Below are 21,339 nucleotides of genomic sequence, written 5' to 3' on the forward strand. Positions count from 1 at the left end.
GCGGATTATTGCGGCTGCAGAGCTTGCAACAGCTCGGTTTCCAGCTGCTGCACGGTGCGCTCGTCGCCCAGTGCCTTGCCGGAGATCAGGAAGTTATCCTCGGCGCGCTCGCCCAGCGTCATGATTTTCGCGCTCTGGATGTCGATGCGGTAGTTCGCGAGAATGCGCGCAATCGTTGAGAGCAGGCCGGTACGGTCTCCGGCGGTAACCGCCAGCACATGATATTTGCCGCGCTCGTCCGGCCGGATCAGCACATGCGGTTGTACCGGGAAGTGCTTTTGCTGGCGTGACACGCGTGTCTTCTGCGGGGTGGGCAGTGGTGCGGCTCTGGCGAGGCTGGCGGCCAGCTCGAATTCCACGTAGTTGATCAGGTCGCGGTAATTGGTGTTGCGGCTGTCCGGAATGAAGACATAAAAGCTGTCCAGGGCATGGTCGTTGCGTGTGGTGTGGATGTGCGCATCGAAAATGCTGTAGCCGGCCTTCTCGAAAAAGCTGCAGATGCGCGCGAACAGATCGACCTGATCCGGCGTGTAAACCAGCACCTGCAAGCCTTCGCCCGATTCCGAAAGCCGGGCGCGTACGACGGGCTCGGGGGCGTTGACGCGACCGAACAGTTGCCGGGTGTGCCAGGCAATCTCGCGGGCATCGTGGCGCAGGAAGTAGACGGTGTCGAGCTCCTTCCAGAACGCCTCGTGGGCATCACGGCGCAGGCCGTAGAGTTGCAGCAGGCGCAGGGCTTCGTCCTGGCGTTCTTCCACCCACGAGTGTGCGGTGATGTTGCGGCTGGCCAGCAGCTTTTGCGTTGCCTTGTAAAGATCCTCGAGCAGCTTGGCCTTCCAGGCATTCCATACCTTGGGACTGGTGCCGCGAATGTCGGCAACGGTCAGCAGATACAGTGCATTGAGCCGGCGAGGGGTTTGTACCAGTGCCGCGAACTCCTGGATGGTTTCCGGATCGTAGACATCCTGTTTCTGGGCGACCGAGGACATGGTCAGGTGATGCTCGACCAGCCAGACAATCAGTTCGCGGTCTGCGTCGCGCAGTGGCTGATCGGCGACCCAGCGTGCTGCAATATCCCGGCCAAGCTGTGAATGATCGCCACCGCGACCCTTGCCGATGTCGTGAAAGAGTGCCGCCAGATACAGCACTTCCGGATGTTCGCATTCCTCGAGCAGGCGCGAGCACAACGGGTATTCGTGAGTGAAGGCCGGTACGGCAAAGCGGCGCAGATTGCGCAGCACCATCAGCGTGTGCTCGTCCACCGTGTAGACGTGAAACAGATCATGCTGCATCCGCCCGACGATGTGGCCGAATTCCGGAATGTAGCGCCCCAGTACGCCGTACTGGTTCATCCGGCGCAATACGCGCGTAAGCCCCCTTGGCTCGCGGAAAATATCGATAAAGAGCTGGCGGTTGACCGCATCGGCACGGAAGGCATCGTCGATGGACAGTCGCGCATGCCAGAGCGCACGCAAGGTTTCCGGCGCAATGTCGGCGACTTCGCGCTCGCGCTCGTAAAGCAGGAACAATTCCAGAATGGCGGACGGTTGCCGCTGGAAAACATCGGGGGCGGTGATTTCCAGGGTATTGCCACGCAGCTGGAAGCGCTCGTTGAGGCAAACCGGTGCCTGGCCGATCTGGCTGAATATCCGGCTGCGCAGTGCGTGCAGCAACAGCGGGGTGAGCTGGCTGACCACGCGGGCGGCGAGGTAGTAATCGGCCATCAGCGCCTCGCTGGCGCGTAAGGTAATCTTGCCGTGGGTGACGGTATCGGCAAAGCCGAACTGGCTCGCGAGCAGGTGCTGGTAGTCGAACAGGATGCGGTCTTCGCGGCGGCGCGCCTGCCAGTGCAGGGCGATCCGATAGCTGCGCAAAACGTGTTCGGCGCGCTGCAGTTTCTGGTTTTCCTCGGTTGTCAGCAGGCCCAGGCAGGCCAGCGCGTGCCAGTCGCGCCCCAGACCCAGCGCAGCGGCGATCCAGCCAACCAGATGCAGGTCGCGCAGCCCGCCGGGTGCTTCCTTGATATTGGGCTCGAGCTTGTAGGTGGCATTCTGGAATTTGCCGTAACGTGCCTGTTGCTCAAGCAGTTTGGCGTCGAAAAACTCTTTGGCATCGATGTGCCGGTGCACGGTATCGCGAAAGGCCACAAAGCGTGCGGCATCCCCGCAGAGCAGCCGCGATTCCAGCAGCGCTGTTTGCACGGTGATGTCTTTCTCGGCCTCGGTCAGGCAATCGGCCATGGTGCGCACCGAATGCCCCACTTCCAGCCCGGTATCCCACAGCTCACCCACCAGAACTTCGAGCTTTTCCAGCAGGCCGGGAGCCGGTTGCTCGGGCAGCAGGATCAGCAGGTCAATGTCGGAATGCGGAAACAGTTCGCCGCGGCCATAGCCGCCCACGGCGACCAGCAGCACGTCGTCGCTGAATTCGTGGCGTTGCCAGAGTTCACCGAGAATCCGGTCGGTCAGCGCGGTCAGCGCCTGCAGCAGTTCTGCCGCCTGTGCAGGGCTATGGGCCGCACGCAGCGCCTGCTTGCTGCTGACATAGTCTTCGCGGAGGGCTGCTACCGTGCGCATGGACATTACCCGAGTGTGTATTGCTCCGGACGCGCCGGTGCACCTTGCGAAACGGTCAATACCTCATAGCCGGTTTCGGTAACCAGCACGGTGTGTTCCCATTGGGCCGACAGCGAGCGATCCTTGGTGACGATGGTCCAGCCGTCGTTCATCTGTTTGATTTCCCGCTTGCCGGCATTGATCATCGGCTCGATGGTGAAGATCATTCCCGGAACCAGTTCGACCCCGGTGCCCGGCTTCCCGTAATGCAGGATCTGTGGTTCTTCATGAAAGCCCTGGCCGATGCCGTGGCCGCAAAATTCGCGCACCACTGAATAGCCAGCTTTCTCGGCGTACTTCTGGATGGCTGCACCAATGTCTCCCAGACGGGCGCCGGGGCGAACCTGATCGATGCCGAGCCACATGCAGTCGTAGGTGACCTGCACCAGGCGTTTGGCATGGCTGGCGACCGCGTCGCCGACCAGGAAGGTCCGGCTGGTGTCGCCATGATAGCCATCCTTGATGACCGTGATGTCCAGGTTGACGATGTCGCCGTTTTTCAGTGGCTTGTCCGCCGGAATGCCATGACAAATGACCTGGTTGACCGAGGTGCAGATGGACTTCGGGTAGGGTATGTAGCCAGGAGGACAGTAGTTCAAGGGCGCCGGGATGGTACCTTGTACCGTAACCATGTAGTCATGGCACAGCTTGTCCAGCTCGGCGGTGGTGACGCCCGGTTTGACGAAGGGTGTGATGTAGTCGAGCACTTCGGAGGCCAGACGGCCGGCGATGCGCATTTTGGCGATGTCTTCGGCAGTCTTGATCACAATCGACATGGCAATAACCTTTATAAAAGCAAACCACAGCGCCGGATTTCCGGGGCTGTGGCGGGGTAGAGCAGGGAGGCTTACAGCCCTCTAGCGGCGGCCGGCTTCGGGCAGAACGATATTGACTTCGAGGACTTCGAATTCATCCTTCTTGTCGAGCTGCACCTTGATGTCGTCCGGATTGATGGCGACGTACTTGGAGATTACCTCGATGAGCTCCTTCTGCAGCTGTGGCAGGTAATCCGGACCGTCACGGCCGGCACGTTCGTGGGCCAGAATGATCTGCAGGCGCTCGCGGGCGACCGAGGCGGTTTTTTTCTTTTCGCCAAAGAAATAGCTGAGGATCGACATGGCTTAACCTCCGAACAGGCGTTTCCAGAACGGCTGCTTCGGTACTTCGATGAAACGCAGCGGCTTTTCTTCGCCGAGGAAACGGGCAACCACATCCTTGTAGGCTTCGGAGACGTCGGAGCCAGCCAGGTGAATCGCCGGATTGCCGGCATTGGAGGCCTGCAGCACGGTTTCGGATTCCGGAATGATACCGATCAGCGGGATCCGCAGCAGATGCTGGACATCGTCCAGAGACAGCATCTCGCCGCTGTCGACACGCTTGGGGCTGTAGCGGGTGATCAGCAGGTGGGTTTTTACGGTGCCGCCTTCTTCGGCCTTGCGGGACTTGGCGTCCAGAATGCCGATGATGCGATCGGAGTCACGCACCGAGCTGACTTCCGGGTTGGTCACGACAACGGCTTCTTCGGCGAAATACAGCGCCAGGAAGGCGCCGGTTTCGATGCCGGCCGGGCTGTCGCAGATGATGTAATCGAAGCCTTCGTGCTCAAGCTCCTTGAGAACTTTTTCCACGCCTTCCTTCGAGAGGGCTTCCTTGTCGCGTGTTTGCGAAGCCGGCAGGATGTAGAGGTTGTCGCAGTGCTTGTCCTTGATGAGTGCCTGCTTGAGCGTGGCCTCACCCTGGATCACATTGACGAAGTCGTAGACCACGCGGCGCTCGCAGCCCATGATCAGATCGAGATTGCGCAGACCCACGTCGAAATCGATGACCGCAGTCTTGAAGCCGCGCAGCGCAAGGCCGGACGCAAAGCTTGCACTGGTGGTGGTTTTGCCCACGCCGCCCTTGCCGGAAGTCACGACAACGATTTTTGCCACTTTATGTTCCCCTGGTAGATATTCGTGCGCCTGCAGCGCGATCAGTTGGTGCCCTGCAGGGCTTCAATAACGAGTTTGTCTTGGTCTAGGTAGACCTGGCTGGGCTTGCTGCGGATGCTGGCCGGCAGCGAGTCGTCCAGTGTGCGGTAGACACCGGCAATGGACACCAGCTCGGCTTCCATGCAGGTGGTGAAGACTCGGGCCATGGTATCGCCACGCGCGCCGGCCAGCGCACGGCCGCGCAGCGGCGCATAGACATGGATATTGCCGTCGGCGATCAGCTCGGCGCCGGCCGAGACCAGTGCGGTGACGATCAGGTCGCCCCCTCGGGCGTAGACCTGCTGGCCGGTACGCACGGGGCGGGTGATGATCAGTGCGGGATTGCGTTCTGCTGCCGCAGCAGGTGCAGGTGTTACGACTTCCTCGGCTGGCGAGTTGGCAGCTGCACCCGGAGCTGAGGTAAGGATGCTGTCACTGTCCAGAACTATCAGGCCGGCTTCGCGGGCTGCGGCCTGCTGTGCCGTGTTGCCGCCCTTGCACGCTACCGCGTGCAGATAGAATTGCTGCAGCAGCATGATGACGGCTTTCACGTCGATGGCCGTCGGAATTTCAGGGAGCGCATCGAAATCCAGCGCCAGCTGGCTCCCCGACAGGAAGTGCTGTCCGCGACCGATTTTTTCGCCCAGTGCGGTTTCGAGTTGCGTGGTGTCCAGCGTGACGGGCACGAAGGAGAGCACATTGAGGCCGACACTTTTGAATTCGAACAGGGTGATGTCGCTACTGCGCGTGTTCATGCGAAAAATCGTTCCGGGGCTGGCATGGCCATAAAGTCGCGATTCTATCGCGTCAGACCCCGTTACGAAAGCTGAAAGCTGCTGCCGGCAGCCGGCCGGCAACACTGTGCTCAGTAGGTGCGGCGGCTCAGGCCGGCACGATGCATGATGGTGGTGGCCAGTTCTTCGATCGACATGCGTGTCGTATTGAGGTAGGGGACGCCGACGTGGCGCAGCAAGGCTTCGGATTCGGCCACCTCGAACTGGCAGCTTTCCAGCGAGCAGTACTTGCTGTCGGGTTTGCGCTCGGCACGGATCTGGGCGAGGCGTTCGGGGTCGATGGTCAGGCCGAACAGCTTGCTGCGATAGGGGAGCAACAGCTTGGGCAGGGTATGGTTGCCAAAATCATCCGGAGTCAAGGGGTAATTGGCCGCCTTGAGGCCGAACTGCAACGCCATATACAGGCAGGTCGGGGTTTTGCCGCAGCGCGAAACACCCACGAGGATCAGATCGGCTTCGGCCAGATCGCGGGGCAAAAGGCCGTCGTCGTGGTTGATGGCGAAATTGACTGCGTCGATGCGGTTTTTGTATTCGTCATAGTTTGTAATCGAATGTGTCTTGCCAACGGTGTGGGATGACTTGACCCCCAGTTCGTCTTCCAGCGGGCCGATGAACATTTCCAGAAAATCAATGATCTGGGCGTCAGCGACATGGATGCGCGCCCGCAATTCCGGGTTGCAGATGGTGCTGAATACGATGGGTCGGCAGCCGTCGATGACGGCATGCTTGCGGATTTCCAGTGCGACCTGGTCGGCTTTTTCGACCGAGTCTACGAAGGGCATGGTCATGCGATGAAACTCGACATCCTCGAATTGCGAGAGCAGTGAGTGCCCGAGCATTTCGGAGGTGATCCCGGTGCGGTCGGAAATGAAAAAGACGCTACGGCGCATGCATGTCTCCTGCTGGCGGGTCTGTGATCAGATTCAATTGTGTGTCATGCATCTAGCTTTGTCTGGCCTGACTGTGCATGTTTGCGATTTATCACGAATTTTTACACTACGCACCACACTGAAAATGGCCCCTCCCTCACAATCGGCAGCATGTACCAGAAATCGGCCGACTACAAACAGGCCGGTTCTGGTCGCACCGGCAGCAGGATTTCCAGTTTATTTTCGGCTAAGGTCTTGACCCGACTTGGCGTCACGGGCTGATCGCCTAGAATTGATACTGCGATATTGCGCCGCACAATTACTGACAATAATCCAAGTACCATGAGGCCCTGAAGATGTCCGATAGCTATGTAATCGATTTCGCGCAGTTGCGCATGCATGACGTAGAGCATGTAGGCGGCAAGAATGCATCGCTGGGGGAGATGATCTCCCAGCTTACAGCCAAGGGTGTACGTGTACCGGGCGGCTTTGCGACTACAGCGCAGGCATACCGGGTATTTCTGGCCCATGAAGGGCTGGCTGAGCGTATAGATGCGGCGCTCACCGGCCTGGATGTCGATGACGTGAAGGAGCTGGCCCGTGTTGGCAAACAGATCCGTGACTGGATTGTGGCCACACCGTTCCCGGCGCAACTGGAAAAGGAAATTGCCGAGCACTACGCCGCCTTCGGCAACGGCGAGGTCACCGTTGCCGTGCGCTCGTCGGCCACTGCCGAAGATCTGCCGGACGCCTCGTTTGCCGGGCAACAGGAAACCTTCCTCAATATCGTGGGCTACCAGAACGTGCTGGACGCGATCAAGCACGTGTTTGCCTCATTGTACAACGACCGGGCGATTGCCTATCGCGTGCACAAAGGCTTTGATCACAAGCTGGTGGCGCTGTCCGCCGGTATCCAGCGCATGGTGCGTTCGGACTGTGGCGCAGCCGGTGTGATGTTCTCCATCGATACCGAAACCGGCTTCGATCAGGTGGTCTTTGTCACCGCGTCGTATGGTCTGGGCGAGACGGTGGTGCAAGGGGCTGTCAATCCGGATGAGTTCTACGTGCACAAACCCACGCTGGCAGCAGGTCGCCCGGCCATCGTGCGCCGCAATCTTGGCGGCAAGGCCATCAAGATGGAGTTCGATCGCGAAGCCGTTGCGGGCAAATCGGTCAAAACCGTCGATGTCGATCCGGCTGATCGTCGCAAATTCTCGATTTCGGATTCTGAGGTCGAAGAGTTGGCCCGTTATGCGCTGATCATCGAGGAGCACTACGCGCGTCCGATGGACATCGAATGGGGGCGTGATGGTATCGATGGCAAGCTGTATATCCTGCAAGCGCGTCCAGAAACCGTGAAGTCCCAGGAAAGCGGCAGCGAACGCCTGACCAAGTTCCGTCTGCTGGAAAAGGGCGAAGTGCTTTGCGAGGGGCGTGCCATCGGGCAGAAGATCGGCCAAGGCAAGGTACGCATCATCCGTGACATTTCTGAAATGGATAAGGTGCAGGCGGGCGACATCTTGGTGTCCGACATGACCGATCCGGACTGGGAGCCGGTGATGAAGCGTGCCGCGGCGATTGTAACCAACCGTGGTGGCCGGACCTGTCACGCTGCGATCATCGCCCGCGAACTGGGTGTTCCGGCAGTGGTCGGTTGTGGCGATGCAACCCGGGTGTTGCGCGATGGCGACGAGGTAACGGTATCCTGCTCCGAGGGTGATACCGGCAATATCTATTCGGGATTGCTCAAGTTCGAAAAAATGGAGCTGGCGCTGGCAGAAATGCCAGAGCCGCCGGTCAAGCTGATGATGAACGTCGGCAATCCGGAGTTGGCCTTCGAGTTCTGCCAGTTGCCTAATGAAGGGGTCGGTCTGGCGCGGCTGGAATTCATCATCAACCGCATGATTGGCGTTCATCCGAAAGCGCTGCTGGATTATCCGAACGTGCCGCCCGAGCTGAAGGTTCAGGTGGAAAACCGCATTGCCGGCTATCGTTCTGCCATCGACTTTTATGTCGATAAGCTGGCCGAAGGCATCTCGACCCTGGCTGCGGCATTCTGGCCGAAGAAAGTAATTGTGCGCCTGTCGGACTTCAAGTCCAATGAATACGCCAATCTGATCGGGGGGCCGCAATACGAGCCGCACGAAGAAAACCCGATGATCGGTTTCCGTGGCGCGGCACGTTATGTCGACAAGAGCTTCCGTGACTGTTTCGAGCTGGAGTGCCGTGCGGTCAAGAAAGTGCGTGATGTGATGGGGCTGACCAATGTCGAGGTCATGATTCCCTTTGTGCGCACGCTCAACGAAGCCGAATGCGTGATCGAGCTGTTGGCGCGCAATGGCCTCAAGCGTGGCGAGAACGGCCTGCGCGTGATCATGATGTGCGAAATCCCGGCCAATGCCGTGCTGGCCGAGCGCTTCCTCGAACATTTCGACGGCTTCTCCATCGGCTCGAACGACATGACCCAGCTCACGCTTGGTATCGACCGTGATTCCGGTGGTCCGGTCTCAACCTCGTTTGACGAGCGTAACGATGCCGTCAAGGCCATGCTCAGCATGTCGATCAAGGCAGCTCGCAAGCTCAACAAGTACGTCGGCATCTGTGGGCAGGGGCCGTCAGACCACCCGGATTTCGCACAGTGGCTGGTCGAAGAAGGTATCGAAACCATCTCGCTGAATCCGGATACCGTGATCGAAACCTGGCTGTTCCTCGCCGGTGCAAAACAGGCCGCATAAGCAACTGGCCCGGTAATAAGCCCGATGCGTGCAGGCGCATCGGGTTTTTTTTGAGCAGGAGGCTATGCTTTAAGCGTGTCTATCCTTTCTCTCGGCTTGATATGAACTGGTTTTCCGGCTTGTTCCGCTCTCGCCCTGCGCCAGATGCTCCGGCTCCTCCGCCTGCTGTTGCGGTTGCCGCAGCAGTTACGCCGGACAAAGGATTATTGCGCCGCAAGCCCGTATACGACCGTCACTGGCGCATCGTGGCAAGTACCTTCACCGTGCGTCCCTTGCCGCATGCCGATCATGTGCATGACCACAGTCAGCTCGATCTGGAAATTCTGCTGTATGAAGTGACAAGGCTGGTGCAGTCCGGACACTATTCCGGGCAGGTCTGGCTGGAGCTGCCATGGGAGCGTGCCGCTCTGCTGGCGGATATGGCGGAAACACTGCCCGGGCCGGTCACGGTGATTCTTCATGGCGAGCACCAGCTGGACGCCAGTGCAAGCCGCGATGTGCTGCACCTGCTGCGCAAAAAGGGGCTCAAGGTCGGGGTAATGCTGGACGGTTGGCTGAATCAGCACGCCACGCTGCTGGCCGATGTGCAGCTGCTGATGATCAGTCCTGCATCACCCGATCCGGCATTACTCAGCAAGCTGGTGGCCAATGGGCGCAGTGCGATGGGCGGCGGCGAGATCTGGCTTGCGGCGGTTGATAGTCAGGAGGCCGCCGAAGCCGGATTCCAGTTTGGTGTCAATTATGTCAGTGGCAAGGTCTTCGCCAATCCGCGTTTTACGCCGGCCAAGCTTCCGGGAGAATTCATCAAGCTCAATCACGTGCTGTCCCAGTTGCGTCAGGGGGCAGATTTTTCCTTGCTGGCCAATGAGCTCAAAACCGACCCGGTACTGAGCGTCAGGTTGCTGCGCTATGTCAATTCGGCTGCGCTGGCCTTGCCGAACCCGGTGCATTCACTGGAGCAGGCGCTGGCCGTGTTGGGACAGGAAAAACTCTACCGCTGGCTGTCATTGTTGCTGTTTTCGTCCAGCAACCCCCAACCGCTGGACGCAACACTGCTGGAAGCCGCGCTGACCCGGGCCCGGCTGATGGAACTGGCTGGTGCGGGCAGCACCATCAGTAGCGACTCGCTGTACCTGACCGGGCTCTTTTCGCTGCTGGACTATCTGCTGCGTGTGCCCCGTCGGCAACTGCTGGAAGAGCTGTGTGCGCCAGCCGAGGTCATCGATACCCTGGCCGGCCGGCAGACGCCACTCACCCCGTTTCTGTTACTGGCCGAAGCCGCCGAAGGGGATGCCGAGGTGGATCAGCACGTGCTTGATGGCTGTGCGATCGAGCGGGAGGCGTTTGCCCGGCTGCAGTTCGATGCCACGCTCTGGGTGCTGGCGGCGATGGCGGGGTGAGCGTTGTGGTCTAGCCCAGGATCGCGACGAATAGCTTGATGATGATGGCGTTGACGAGGTCAATGAAAAATGCCCCGACCATCGGTACGATCAGGAAGGCAATGTGCGACGGACCGAAGCGGCTGGTTACGGCCTGCATATTGGCGATCGCGGTAGGCGTGGCACCCAGGCCGAAACCGCAGTGGCCCGCCGCCAGTACCGCTGCATCGTAATTGCTGCCCATGACGCGGAAGGTGACCACGCTGGCGTAAACGGCCATGGCCACCGTCTGGGCTGTAAGAATGAGCACGATCGGCAAGGCCAGTCCAGTGAGTTCCCACAGACGCAGGCTCATCAGGGCAATTGCCAGAAACAGCGACAGGCTGACATTGCCAAGCACTGATACGGCCCGGTCAAAGACCGAATACCAGCCCAGCATGCTCAGCCCGTTGCGCAGCAGCACACCAACAAACAGTACACAGACAAAGGTGGGCAACTCCAGCGCCGTTCCCTTGCACAGTGCTGCCAGATAATTGCCGCCCAGCAGGCACAGTGCAATCAGCGACAGTGTCTCGATAAACGATTCGGTCGTGATCAGGCGCACAGCCTGCGGCTGCTCAAAGGCCGTGGGTGGGACATCGGCGTCGTGTTCCGTTCCCGGAGGGCTAACCCGCTTCATCAGGCGATTGGCAACCGGCCCGCCGATCAGGCCGCCCAGTACCAGCCCGAAAGTGGCGCAGGCAATGGCCAATTCGCGGGTGTTCGCCAGACCGTAGTCCTGGCTGAACACGGCGCTCCATGCCGCGCCGGTCCCATGCCCGCCTGACAGGGTGATCGAACCCGCCAGCAGGCCAAACAAGGGGCTAAGACCAAGGGCGCTGGCCAGCGCCACGCCCAGCGTGTTCTGCAATAGCAGCAAGCCGATGACGACCAGGAGGAAGATGGCGAGTTTGCGGCCGCCCGAGCGCAGGCTCGCCAGATCGGCATTCAGCCCGATGCTGGCAAAAAAGGCCAGCATCAGCGGTGTCTGCAGGCCGGTATCAAAGCGGACCTGCACATCAAGCACCTCGTGAGCGCCCAGTAATGCCAGTGCCACCAGTAGTCCGCCTGCCACCGGCTCGGGAATGGTGTAGGTGCGAAGAAGTGGGGTTTTGGCGAGCAGGAATTTGCCCAGCAGCAATACCAGGGACGCCGCGACCAGCGTGCCGTAAAAATCGAGTTGCAGCATGAAACTCATCTCTGAAGGCTGTGTTCAGCACGTATTCTATCAAGCGGCAGCCTGCTGGCGGCGGGACTGTGTTGTATTTTTCGAGGTCGGAAAGCCCCTGGCTGGCTTGGGGTTGGCTATTCCGTATACTTGCTTTCGGGATTGCATCCGCCCTGATCATGGATGCAAACGGAGAAGAGCATATGAAAAAAACACTGATTTCCATTCTGCTGGCGACCGCTGGCGTACTGGCGGCGATTCCGGCAGCGCAGGCGGCAGGCGAAGTGATCCTGGCAACCAGCGTGAATGACAAGATGCAGGCGGTTGTGGCCGAGATCAACAAGACCCAGCGCTCGCTGGTGCTGCAATTTGCCGATGACACCAAGCTCGACATCTACAACGTCGCTACCGGCATTACCCGTTTTGATACCCTGAACGTTGGCGACAAGGTGAATGTGAAGCTGACCGAAGGCATGGCGTTGCTGCTGCAGAAGGGCACCGCTGGGGTGCGCGGCGTGTTCGAAGGGGAGGGCTATCAGGAAAGCGCGGATGGTGGCGGTCGCGTGCTGACGACCCGTATCCGTTCGGACATTGTGAAGGTGGATGCCGCCAAGCAACTGATTACCGTGAAAAACCCGGAAAACCGGCTGGTGAGCTACAAGGTGGCCGATGCCGAGCTGCTGTCCAGTGCCGCCGCAGGTGATCAGGTCGATCTCATCCTGCGTCGCACCGTGACCATCGTGGCAGAATAAGAGCCATTCGCACGGCTGACCGCTGCTGGCGGTATAATGGGCGCCTTCGCAAGAGGCGCCCATTTCCGTTCATGTATCACTATCTCGAAGATTTCGTCGGCAATACGCCGCTGGTGCGCCTCAAGCGCATCGCTGGTCACCCCAGCAACATCATTCTGGTCAAGCTGGAAGGCAATAATCCGGCCGGCTCCGTGAAAGATCGCCCGGCGCTGTCCATGATTCGCCATGCCGAAGCACGCGGCACGATCCGGCCTGGCGATACGCTGATCGAGGCAACATCCGGCAATACCGGCATCGCGCTGGCAATGGCCTCTGCCATGATGGGCTACAAAATGGTGCTGATCATGCCGAAGAACTCCAGCATCGAGCGTGTGCAGACGATGAAGGCCTACGGGGCAGAGGTGATTCTGGTCGACGGCATGGAGGTCGCGCGTGATCTGGCGGCGCAGATGGTCCGTGAAGGCCGCGGCCTGGTGCTTGACCAGTTTGCCAATCCGGATAACCCGCTGGCGCATTATGAAACGACCGGGCCGGAAATCTGGCGTGATACCGAGGGCGGCATCACCCATTTCGTCTCCAGCATGGGCACCACCGGCACCATCATGGGCACGCGGCGCTATCTGAAAGAACAGAATCCGGCGGTGCAAGTCGTCGGTGTACAGCCCTGCGATGGCGCGTCGATTCCCGGCATCCGCAAATGGCCGGCGGAATATGTGCCGGCCATCTGCGATTTTTCGCTGATCGACCGCATCATGGAAGTGAACCAGCCTGCGGCGGAAGAAATGACTCGCCGGCTGGCGCGGGAAGAAGGCATTCTCGCCGGTATTTCCTCCGGCGGCGCGCTGTGCGCGGCGCTGGAACTCGCGCAGGAAGTGCGCGACGCGGTGATTGTGTCGATTGTCTGCGACCGCGGTGACCGCTACCTGTCGACCGGAGTCTTCCCCGCATGAGTCCGCAAGCCATTGAAATGCTCGGCCTCGTCGCCGGGGCCTGCACCACCATCGCCTTTCTGCCGCAGGTCTGGCAGGTCTGGAAAACCCGTTCGGCCAAGGATATTTCGCTGGGCATGTATCTGCTTTTTGTATCCGGGGTGGCCATGTGGCTGGGGTATGGGCTGCTGGCCAGGGCGGTGCCTGTGGTCGTGGCCAATACCCTGACACTCATTCTTGCCGGTGCCGTACTGGTGATGAAGTTGGTGTTTGATCGCAAGGACAAGCATGACGCCGATTGACCTGCACTGTCACTCGACGGTCTCTGATGGCATGAAGGCGCCGCGTGACGTAGTGCGCATGGCGCATGCGCGCGGCTGCCAGCTGTTTGCGCTCACCGATCATGACGACACACGCGGGCTGGCCGATGCCGAAGACGAAGCGCGCCAGCTGGGCATGCCCTTCATCAACGGCGTCGAAATTTCGGTCAGCTGGGGGAAACACACGCTGCACATCGTCGGGCTGGGCTTTGACCGGGAAAATGAAGCCTTGCAGGCTGGCCTGGCTGGCGTGCGTGCCGGCCGCTGGGAGCGTGCGGAACGCATGGCCGCCGAGCTGGAAAAGAAAGCCAGAATCACCGGCGTGCTCGCTGGAGCACAAAACTACGCCGAAAACCCGGAAATGATCAGCCGTGCGCATTTTGCCCGCTATCTGGTCGAAATCGGCCTGTGCAAGGATGTGAAATCGGTGTTCAAGCACTATCTGGCGCGTGGCAAGCCCGGTTACGTCGATCACGAATGGGCCAGCCTGCACGAGGCGGTGGGCTGGATTCGCGGCGCCGGTGGCGTCGCAGTGCTGGCGCACCCGGCCCGCTACGAGCTGGGCAATGAAACCCTGCGCGTGCTCTTGATCGAGTTCAAGCGCATGGGCGGCGAGGCCATCGAAGTGCTCAGCGGCTGCCACAGCATCGCTGACACCGCCCGCTTTGGCCGCGTGGCGCAGGAATACGGCTATCTGGCATCGGCCGGCACCGATTACCACGCCACCGGCGAAGGCGCCCGCGATCCCGGCTTGAATGGCGATCTGCCGATGGATTGCGAGCCGGTGTGGACGAGGTGGTTGTCGCCATTGAATCAATTAACGGAATAGTCATGTCCCAATTTTTCTCCATCCACCCCGAAAACCCGCAGCCGCGGCTGATCAAGCAGGCGGTCGACATCGTCCGCAAGGGCGGGATCATCGTTTACCCGACGGATTCCTGCTATGCATTGGGCTGCAGTCTGGATAACAAGGACGCGCTGGATCGTATCCGCCGCATTCGTCAGCTCGACGACAAGCACCACTTCACCCTGGCCTGCCGCGATCTCTCGCAGCTGGGCAATTACGCCCGGGTGGACAATGCCACCTATCGGCTGCTGAAGGCCACGACGCCGGGCAATTACACCTTCATCCTGATGGCGACCAAGGAAGTGCCGCGCCGCGTGTCGCACCCGAAAAAGCTGACCATCGGCCTGCGCGTTCCCGATCACCCGGTTGCGCTGGCGCTGCTCGAAGAGCTGGGCGAGCCGCTGCTGTCATCCAGTCTGCTGCTGCCCGATGAGGAATACCCGCTGACCGATGCCTGGGAAATCCGCGACCGGCTGGAACACGAGGTCGAGCTGGTGGTCGAAGGAGGCTATTGCGGCACCGATCCGACCACGGTGGTGGATCTTTCCGGTGAGGACGGCGCGGTAATTTTGCGCGAGGGCAAGGGCTCGCTGGCACCCTTTGGCCTCTGAAGGTAGGGTATTACCTTGTAGGTATTGAAATAATTGATGTATGGCTGGATAGGGGGTGCTGTATTGCTTATTGCGATAGTGCCGCCATCTGCTGGTGACACAGGGATAAAAGGTTGGGACATGGGTGGCTTTGATCTGAACAGCTTCATCTCGTCGGTATGCATCTGGGCGATTCCGGTGATCTTCGCGATTACCATCCACGAAGCTGCGCACGCCTATGCGGCCAGGTACTTCGGCGACAATACCGCCTATGCGGCGGGACGGCTGACGCTGAACCCGCTCAAGCACATTGATCCGGTGGGGACGATTCTGCTGCCGCTGCTGCTGATGGCGGTGGGCGGCTTTCTCTTCGGCTGGGCCAAGCCGGTTCCGGTGCGCTTTGGCAACCTGCGCAACCCCAAGCGCGACATGCGCTGGGTGGCCGCAGCTGGGCCTCTATCCAATTATGCGCAAGCTTTTTTCTGGCTCTTGCTGCTGAAACTGTCAGTCAGTATGCCAGGAAGTGATTTTCAGATTCCATTGTACAAAATGGCTCAAGCCGGCATATCGATCAACCTGAGTCTGATGGTACTTAATTTGCTCCCAATTCTTCCTTTGGATGGCGGGCGTATCCTGGTTTCTCTCCTGCCTTGGAAGCAGGCTGAAGCATTTTCTCGCACCGAGCAGTATGGCTTCTGGATTTTGCTCGGCTTAATTGCGAGTGGTCCGCTTCTTGGGGTCAGTTTGTTGGGCGTGATCATGAATCCCTTGATGGATTGGGTGGCAATCCCATTGAAGCTATTGCTCTAAATTGGTGTATGGCTCTGTAAGTACTGATTTTGTTGGTTTTCAAACTGATACTGGAGGGTGTATGCGTGGTGCTTTCTTTCCGGTGGTACTGATCGTGCTCGGTGCCGGCTGGCTGCTGAATGAGCTGAACATCATGCCCGAGGTAAGCTGGCTGGTGATCATCGGGCTGGCCGTCGCCGGCATGGCGATTTTGCTGGTGGATGGCGTGAACAAGTCATCCATCGTCAATGCGCCGCTGCTGCTGGGCGCCTCGCTGGCGACCTTTCTCTGCCAGTATCAGGGGCTGTCCCTGCGGCTGGTTCTGCCTGCGCTGCTGATGCTGCTCGGGGTATTGCTGTTGATCCGCCGGCATCCGGCCATTCCGCCCGGCCACTACCGCAAGCTGCACCGCCGCCGCAGCGAACCGGAACTGGATGCCTGATCCGCAATGAATGCGCCAGTGAACGAGTCCGTCATCAATCCGGTGGCCGAGCCGCTGGCGCATGTGTTCGGCGAGCCGGTGCTGGCGCTTCCCAGCGACCTCTACATCCCGCCGGATGCGCTGCGCGTGTTGCTGGAGAGCTTCGAAGGCCCGCTTGATCTCTTGCTGTATCTGATCCGCAAGCAAAATGTCGACATCCTCGATATTCCGATGGCTGCCGTCACCAGCCAGTACATGCAGTATGTCGAGGCGATGAAGTCATCCCGGCTGGAACTGGCGGCCGAATACCTGCTGATGGCCGCGCTGCTTATCGAAATCAAGTCACGCATGCTGCTGCCCAAAACGCCGGCGAGCGAAGAGGGCGAGGCTGACGATCCGCGTGCGGAGCTGGTGCGTCGTTTGCTGGAATACGAACAGATCAAGCTGGCGGCGTTTGAACTCGATCAGCTGCCGCAGGCGGGCCGGGATTTTCTCTGGGCCTTTGCCGTATTCGAGCGCGAACTGGTCGACCTGCTGCCGGAGGTGCGCGCGGCGGATCTGAAGGCTGCATGGCTCTCCATCCTTACTCGCGCCCGAAACCGCAAGCATCACACCATCGCCACCAGTGAAATCTCGGTGCGCGAGCAGATGAGCCATATCCTGCGGGTACTGGAGGACGGGCGGCACCACGATTTCGTGACGCTGTTCGACCATGTGCAGGGCGTGCCGCTGCTGGTGGTGACCTTCTCGGCCGTGCTGGAACTGGTGAAGGAAAAACTCATTCGCGTCAGCCAGGCCGGTTTTGACCCTGAAACGCTGGCTGGCGAGGCAGAACACGCGCCCTATGCCGGCTATGCCCCCATCTATGTTTCCCGGCCACGAGGCGTGCATGAGCGAGATTGACCGTCGCCACCTGAAAAACGTCATCGAAGCCGCGCTCTTGGTCAATCAGGAGCCGCTGTCGGTGGCGCAGCTGAAAGCCTTGTTCGGCGTGCCGCCTGAAGGCGCCGAGCTGGTGGCGGTACTGGAGGAGCTGCAGCGCGACTGGGATGGGCGCGGCGTCGAGCTGGTGCGCCTGGCCAATGGCTGGCGCTTTCGCGCCCGGCTGGACATGCAGCCCTATCTGGAGCGGCTGAAACCGGAAAAGCCGCCGCGTTATTCGCGCGCGGTGATGGAAACGCTGGCGATCATTGCCTACAAGCAGCCGGTGACTCGTGGCGAGATCGAGGAAATCCGCGGGGTGACCGTATCGAGCGCGATTATCCAGACGCTGAAAGAACGAGGCTGGATCGACGTGGTCGGCCACAAGGAAGTCCCCGGCCGCCCGGAATTGCTGGCCACGACCAGGGATTTTCTTGCCGATCTGGGGCTGGCCAGCCTCAAGGATCTGCCGCCACTGACCGAGCTTGGCAATCTGGTCGTGCCCGATCTGGCAGATGCCGCCGCTGCGGCATCGCCGCAGGAATAATCAGTACACCACCCACTGCAGGTACAGTGGCACAAAGAGGCCGATGCCAAGCAGCATCGCAGCAAATAAACCGGTACGCAGCAGCGGATGGCGGGCCGCGATGATGGCCGCAGCAATCGCCAGCACGAATAAGCCACCGAGATAGCGTGGCCCGGACAATAGCCAGGTCGGCGAATAGCTGATCAGCAGATACACGCTGGCGTAGGCCAGATAGCTGGCAGGAAGCTGGCGGTAGGCTCCGGCCAGTACTGCCAGTGCCGCAAAGAACATCGCAATGGTCGGCAGCCACGTTCCCAGCCCCAGCTTGAAATCACCGGTCAACAGGCGCTCGGCGGCACCACTGAGGGTATTGGGCAGCCAGCCGAAGCTCTGTTGCCAGTTGATTTTCTGGTAAATGAGGAACTGCAGCGGATTGCCGCTCACCCAGTAGTTGAGCAGCAGATACAGCATGAAGCCGCAGGGAATCAGCAGCAGCGCCAAAACAGCGCGCCGGGGCTGTTGCAGTGTGCGTGCCTGCCACTGCAGCACCAGCTCGATCACCAGTGGCGCCAATAGCAGCAGGCCCTGATTGCGGGTCAGCGCCGCCAGCATTCCGCTTATTCCTGCCAGCAGCCAGGCTTGCTGGCGCATGAACCAGAAAAAGCTGATCGTCAGCAGCAGGAACAGGCTTTCCGTGTACGGCATGCCGTAAAAGAAGGAAAACGGGTAGAACGCCAGCAAGGCACAGGCCAGCCAGGCGCACTGTTTGTCGCCTGTTTCCCGCTCGGTCAGGCGGTAGAGCATGACGCAGGCGGCACAGAAAAAACTGACCGACAGCAGCGTGGCGGCCTGGAAGCTGTTGAGCCCCAGCAGTTTCAGCGCGGCAATCAGCAAGGGGTAGAGCGGGAAAAACACCAGCCGGTTGCGCTCATCGCCCTGATTTACATAGCCCTGGTCGGCGATGCCCAGATAGTGAAAGGCATCCCAGCGAACCCAGATTTCACGAAAGCTCTCGATCGGGCTGACAAACTGTCCCTTGATCAAGATGAAAGACAGCCAGCCATACAGCCAGACGCTGCCGCGAGCGAGCAGCGCCAGCACCACGACCCCCGCAATGATGCCGAGCGTGGTGTCGGGTAACGCAGGGGGGCGCAGCAGTTGGCCATGCGGGGTTTGCCAACCGTCATGAAGTTTGACTACCGCCGCCATCAACAGGCAGGCGAAGCAGAGGAAGGTAATGAAGGCGATCATGGCATCCGGTTTGTAAGGGTTTTCCCGAGTGCCGCGATGATCTCTGCAAGGCAAAGAAAGCGATAGCCTTGTAAGAAAAAATGTTGGTTTTATGTCAGTTTAGAAGTGACTGCTAATAGAGAAGCCGCCCTGGGGCGGCTTCATTGGGCTGCTGCACACTTAGCAGGCTTCCAGTGCCAGCAGCTCGGCCACGGTCTGGCGGCGGCGGATCAGCTTGATCTCGCTGCCATCAATCAGCACTTCCGGGATTAGCGGGCGGGTATTGTAGTTCGACGACATCGACGCGCCGTAAGCGCCGGCATCGTGGAACACCATCCAGTCGCCGATTTCCGCTGCCGGCAAATCACGCGGGATCACCGTGCCGCCTTCTTCCTGGGTGAACACGTCGCCCGATTCGCACAGCGGGCCGGCGACCACGGTGGGGCGCAGCTCTGTGCTGCGTACTTCGCCTGCCGGCGTCAGTACGCTGATTTCATGATGACTGCCGTACATCGCCGGGCGCATCAGGTCGTTGAAACCGGCGTCGCACAGCACGAAGTGATTGCTGCCGGCATCCTTCTTGGCGCGAACTTCGGCGATCAGCTTGGCGGATTCGGCCACCAGGAAGCGGCCGGGTTCGATTTCCAGTGTCACCGGGTGGCCCAGATGCGCTTCGACTTCGCGGCGTGCCTTGTCCCACAGGCTGAAGTAATGCGCGGTATCGATGCGCTCACCGTCGACCTTGTACGGAATCGACAGGCCACCACCGGCAGAAATCGCCTGCAGGTCGCGGCCGCTGGCTTTTACCTGGGCGACCATCGCATCGCAGACTTCGGACAAGTGGCTGTAATCGACGCCCGAGCCGATGTGCATGTGCAGCCCCACCAGATTCAGGCCGTACTGGTCGATCAGCGCGTAGGCTTCAGCCAGCTGCTCGTGCCAGATGCCGTGCTTGCTGGTTTCGCCGCCGGTATTGGTTTTCTGGCTGTGGCCGTGGCCGAAACCCGGATTGATGCGTAGCCACACCGGATGGCCGGGGCTGGCCTGGCCGAGTTGCTCCAGCATCTGCGGGCTGCCGGCGTTCACCGGCACTTTCAGTTCGACCACACGAGCGAGGGTAGCGCGATCCAGCAGATCGGCGGTGAATACGATGTCGCTATGTACACCACCCACGGTGAAACCGGCGGCAAGAGCACGCTCGATTTCGCCCAGCGAAACGGAATCCACCTTTACGCCCTGTGCGCGCATCAGGCGCAGGATGTGCGTGTTCGAGCAGGCTTTCTGCGCGAAGCGGATCACATCGAACATTTTCAGCTGGCTGATGCGCTCGCGGATGATGGCGGCGTCATAAATCCAGCAAGGCGTGCCGTGGGTTTGGGCGATGGAAACAAGCTGCGGGCCGTTGACCGGTTTCATGGCGGGATCTTTATGGTGGTTTCAGGATTCACGGCTATTCAACCAGAGCCCCCGGCCGTGGTAAAACGATACTTTCTTATCCGCATGCAGGCTGCCTAATGCTCGACTACAAACTGCTGGAAGCGCTGGATGCCGTGGTAACGGCGGGCAGTTTCGACGGCGCGGCACGGCGCCTGCACCTGACGCAATCGGCGATCTCGCAGCGTATCCGCCAGCTGGAGGAACGCAGCGGGACTGTGCTGCTGGTGCGCGATACACCGGTACGGCCGACCGTGGCGGGGCAAAAGCTGCTGGCGCATGTGCGCCAGGTACGCCTGCTGGAGGCCGAGCTGCAGCAGGATGTCGATGGCACGATGGAAGACTGGCTGACACTGCGCATCGGTGTGAATGCCGATAGCCTCGCACTGGGCTTGCTGGGGGCGCTGGCGCCGGTACTGCAGGCCGAGCGGATCCTGCTGGATTGCGTGGTTGCTGATGAGGCCCAGACGCTCGATCAACTGCGGCTGGGGGAGGTGTCCGGGTGTATTGGTACGCAGCCTAATGAAATAGCAGGCTGCGGGGTTATACCTCTGGGTAGTATTGATTATGTACTGGTGGCCACTCCCGCGTTTGCGGCGGAATTCTTCTCAGGCGGGCTGGGGGAGGCCGCACTCAGCGATGCGCCGGCCGCAGTGTTCGGGCAACAGGACAGCATTCATCGTCGCTGGTTGCGCGAACAGCACGGCCTGCAACACGGTGATTATCCCTGCCATGTGATTCCCGATTCGACCGCACTGTTTGGGGCCGTATGTGCCGGGCTGGCCTATGGGCTGGTACCGCGCCCGCAGGCGGATGCCTTGCTGAACGCTGGCGCGCTGCAGCAATTACCACTGCCCGCGATGCCGGTGGCGCTGTACTGGCACCACTGGCGCCGCCAGACCGCCGCCGAGCGCAAGCTGGCGGAAGCGGTCCGCGGCTTCACGACGGGTCTTTGTGGCTGACATGGATTTGACCACTGGCTGAACTTTGATCAGGATGTCCGTTTCTGTG

Annotated in this window: 21 protein-coding genes; 12 read left to right on the forward strand and 9 right to left on the reverse strand. The window is 60.2% G+C overall.

Annotation, left to right across the window (positions count from 1 at the left end; genetic code table 11):
* Nucleotides 1-5 precede the first annotated feature (5 nt).
* The 6 genes from INR99_RS08065 to ppsR form a co-directional block, all read right to left on the reverse strand.
* Nucleotides 6-2,576, reverse strand: a complete 2,571-nt coding sequence (locus INR99_RS08065; RefSeq protein ID WP_228098170.1) for a [protein-PII] uridylyltransferase — start codon at nucleotides 2,574-2,576, stop codon at nucleotides 6-8.
* A 5-nt stretch (nucleotides 2,577-2,581) separates the two neighbouring features.
* Nucleotides 2,582-3,391: a type I methionyl aminopeptidase gene (map, locus tag INR99_RS08070; RefSeq protein ID WP_194115831.1), complete on the reverse strand. Its 810-nt coding sequence runs from the start codon at nucleotides 3,389-3,391 to the stop codon at nucleotides 2,582-2,584.
* A gap of 81 nt (nucleotides 3,392-3,472) precedes the next feature.
* Nucleotides 3,473-3,733 (reverse strand): cell division topological specificity factor MinE, encoded by a 261-nt coding sequence (gene minE, locus INR99_RS08075; protein ID WP_194115832.1) that lies wholly within the window; start codon nucleotides 3,731-3,733, stop codon nucleotides 3,473-3,475.
* A gap of 3 nt (nucleotides 3,734-3,736) precedes the next feature.
* The gene (minD, locus tag INR99_RS08080; RefSeq protein WP_194115833.1) at nucleotides 3,737-4,546 is read right to left on the reverse strand and encodes a septum site-determining protein MinD; all 810 of its coding nucleotides are present in this window, start codon (nucleotides 4,544-4,546) and stop codon (nucleotides 3,737-3,739) included.
* Between the two features lie 41 nt (nucleotides 4,547-4,587).
* Nucleotides 4,588-5,340, reverse strand: a complete 753-nt coding sequence (gene minC / locus INR99_RS08085; protein ID WP_194115834.1) for a septum site-determining protein MinC — start codon at nucleotides 5,338-5,340, stop codon at nucleotides 4,588-4,590.
* Between the two features lie 110 nt (nucleotides 5,341-5,450).
* Nucleotides 5,451-6,269 carry a posphoenolpyruvate synthetase regulatory kinase/phosphorylase PpsR gene (ppsR, locus tag INR99_RS08090; RefSeq protein WP_194115835.1) on the reverse strand — a complete coding sequence of 273 codons (819 nt, stop codon included), beginning with the start codon at nucleotides 6,267-6,269 and terminating at the stop codon, nucleotides 5,451-5,453.
* Between the two features lie 335 nt (nucleotides 6,270-6,604).
* Here ppsR and ppsA point away from each other — a divergent pair, with 335 nt between their 5' ends.
* Both ppsA and INR99_RS08100 read left to right on the forward strand, forming a co-directional pair.
* Nucleotides 6,605-8,983 carry a phosphoenolpyruvate synthase gene (gene ppsA / locus INR99_RS08095; RefSeq protein WP_194115836.1) on the forward strand — a complete coding sequence of 793 codons (2,379 nt, stop codon included), beginning with the start codon at nucleotides 6,605-6,607 and terminating at the stop codon, nucleotides 8,981-8,983.
* Between the two features lie 101 nt (nucleotides 8,984-9,084).
* The gene (locus tag INR99_RS08100) at nucleotides 9,085-10,383 is read left to right on the forward strand and encodes an EAL and HDOD domain-containing protein (RefSeq protein WP_194115837.1); all 1,299 of its coding nucleotides are present in this window, start codon (nucleotides 9,085-9,087) and stop codon (nucleotides 10,381-10,383) included.
* A 10-nt stretch (nucleotides 10,384-10,393) separates the two neighbouring features.
* Here the strand turns inward: INR99_RS08100 and gltS are convergent, their stop codons facing one another.
* On the reverse strand, nucleotides 10,394-11,590 hold the full coding sequence (gene gltS / locus INR99_RS08105; RefSeq protein WP_194116092.1) for a sodium/glutamate symporter: 1,197 nt from the start codon (nucleotides 11,588-11,590) through the stop codon (nucleotides 10,394-10,396).
* A gap of 182 nt (nucleotides 11,591-11,772) precedes the next feature.
* On the opposite strand from gltS, the gene INR99_RS08110 reads away from it, so the two are divergent.
* From INR99_RS08110 to scpB, 9 genes are all read left to right on the forward strand, one after another.
* A complete protein-coding gene (locus INR99_RS08110; protein ID WP_194115838.1) occupies nucleotides 11,773-12,321 on the forward strand; it encodes a hypothetical protein in 549 nt (182 codons plus the stop codon).
* Nucleotides 12,322-12,392: 71 nt separating this feature from the next.
* Nucleotides 12,393-13,271 carry a cysteine synthase CysM gene (gene cysM, locus INR99_RS08115; RefSeq protein WP_194115839.1) on the forward strand — a complete coding sequence of 293 codons (879 nt, stop codon included), beginning with the start codon at nucleotides 12,393-12,395 and terminating at the stop codon, nucleotides 13,269-13,271.
* A complete protein-coding gene (locus INR99_RS08120) occupies nucleotides 13,268-13,552 on the forward strand; it encodes a SemiSWEET transporter (RefSeq protein WP_194115840.1) in 285 nt (94 codons plus the stop codon). The genes cysM and INR99_RS08120 overlap by 4 nt, the downstream gene beginning before the upstream one ends.
* A complete protein-coding gene (locus INR99_RS08125) occupies nucleotides 13,539-14,399 on the forward strand; it encodes a 3',5'-nucleoside bisphosphate phosphatase (protein WP_194115841.1) in 861 nt (286 codons plus the stop codon). Before INR99_RS08120 ends, INR99_RS08125 begins: the two co-directional genes overlap by 14 nt.
* A 2-nt stretch (nucleotides 14,400-14,401) precedes the next feature.
* On the forward strand, nucleotides 14,402-15,028 hold the full coding sequence (locus tag INR99_RS08130) for an L-threonylcarbamoyladenylate synthase (protein ID WP_194115842.1): 627 nt from the start codon (nucleotides 14,402-14,404) through the stop codon (nucleotides 15,026-15,028).
* 120 nt (nucleotides 15,029-15,148) lie between these two features.
* Entirely contained in the window at nucleotides 15,149-15,817 is a 669-nt protein-coding gene (locus INR99_RS08135) for a site-2 protease family protein (RefSeq protein WP_194115843.1), read from the forward strand.
* Nucleotides 15,818-15,878: 61 nt separating this feature from the next.
* Nucleotides 15,879-16,238, forward strand: a complete 360-nt coding sequence (locus INR99_RS08140) for a hypothetical protein (protein ID WP_194115844.1) — start codon at nucleotides 15,879-15,881, stop codon at nucleotides 16,236-16,238.
* Nucleotides 16,239-16,244: 6 nt separating this feature from the next.
* Complete coding sequence (locus tag INR99_RS08145) at nucleotides 16,245-17,120, forward strand: segregation and condensation protein A (protein ID WP_194115845.1); 876 nt, start codon at nucleotides 16,245-16,247, stop codon at nucleotides 17,118-17,120.
* Complete coding sequence (gene scpB, locus INR99_RS08150; RefSeq protein ID WP_194115846.1) at nucleotides 17,107-17,685, forward strand: SMC-Scp complex subunit ScpB; 579 nt, start codon at nucleotides 17,107-17,109, stop codon at nucleotides 17,683-17,685. Before INR99_RS08145 ends, scpB begins: the two co-directional genes overlap by 14 nt.
* On the opposite strand, the gene INR99_RS08155 is transcribed toward scpB, so the two are convergent.
* Nucleotides 17,686-18,915, reverse strand: a complete 1,230-nt coding sequence (locus INR99_RS08155) for a mannosyltransferase family protein (RefSeq protein ID WP_194115847.1) — start codon at nucleotides 18,913-18,915, stop codon at nucleotides 17,686-17,688. It lies immediately after the preceding gene.
* A 159-nt stretch (nucleotides 18,916-19,074) separates the two neighbouring features.
* On the reverse strand, nucleotides 19,075-20,310 hold the full coding sequence (gene lysA, locus INR99_RS08160; RefSeq protein ID WP_194115848.1) for a diaminopimelate decarboxylase: 1,236 nt from the start codon (nucleotides 20,308-20,310) through the stop codon (nucleotides 19,075-19,077).
* A 98-nt stretch (nucleotides 20,311-20,408) separates the two neighbouring features.
* Here lysA and INR99_RS08165 point away from each other — a divergent pair, with 98 nt between their 5' ends.
* Nucleotides 20,409-21,290 (forward strand): LysR family transcriptional regulator ArgP, encoded by an 882-nt coding sequence (locus INR99_RS08165; protein WP_194115849.1) that lies wholly within the window; start codon nucleotides 20,409-20,411, stop codon nucleotides 21,288-21,290.
* The last annotated feature ends 49 nt before the right edge of the window (nucleotides 21,291-21,339 follow it).

This window comes from Chitinilyticum piscinae (assembly GCF_015223195.1).
GTDB lineage: Bacteria > Pseudomonadota > Gammaproteobacteria > Burkholderiales > Chitinibacteraceae > Chitinilyticum > Chitinilyticum piscinae.